Here is a 545-nt window from a genome sequence, read left to right as displayed (position 1 = left end):
CCCTTTATTCCAAACACTATGTGCTAATATAATTCCTTTCTCTCTCACATCTTCTAAACAATCCAAAAATCCCCTAAAGCCGTCAATAGTTCTAACCATTTCTTTTTCATCTTCAGTAGCAGCAGTTGCAATAAAATAAAAATCTTTGTTCTTAATCTCTAAATATTTAGTAACGCATCTGTCTATAAAAGTTTTCATCTGGGCATTCATTGTATAAAAGTAAACAGGTGTAGCCATTACTATTACATCAGCCTCAACCATTTTCTCTAATATTCCTTCCATATCATCTTTTTGTACGCAAGGCTTATTATTTTTATAGCAAGTTCCGCAGTCTTCGCAGTAATTAATTTTTTTGTCTTTTAAAAATATCTTTTCTCCATTATGTCCAGCTTCTTTAACACCTCTTAAAAACTCATCGCATAATGTATCAGAATTACCTCCTCTTCTTGGGCTAGATGATATTATTAATACTTTTTTACTCATTTTATAACCTCTTATTTATTTTTATTAATTATATTATAGCATTAGAGTATGCTCCAATGTCA

At 30.3% G+C, this 545-nt stretch carries 1 protein-coding gene; it reads right to left on the bottom strand.

Annotation, left to right across the window (positions count from 1 at the left end; all coding sequences use genetic code 11):
* A partial coding sequence (locus E6A48_RS11655; RefSeq protein WP_219710473.1) for a flavodoxin family protein occupies positions 1-483 on the bottom strand: 483 nt, incomplete at its 3' end.
* Between the last annotated feature and the right edge of the window lie 62 nt (positions 484-545).

This window comes from Brachyspira pilosicoli (assembly GCF_019402445.1).
GTDB lineage: Bacteria > Spirochaetota > Brachyspiria > Brachyspirales > Brachyspiraceae > Brachyspira > Brachyspira pilosicoli_B.
This window is presented reverse-complemented; position numbering and strand designations above follow the sequence as displayed.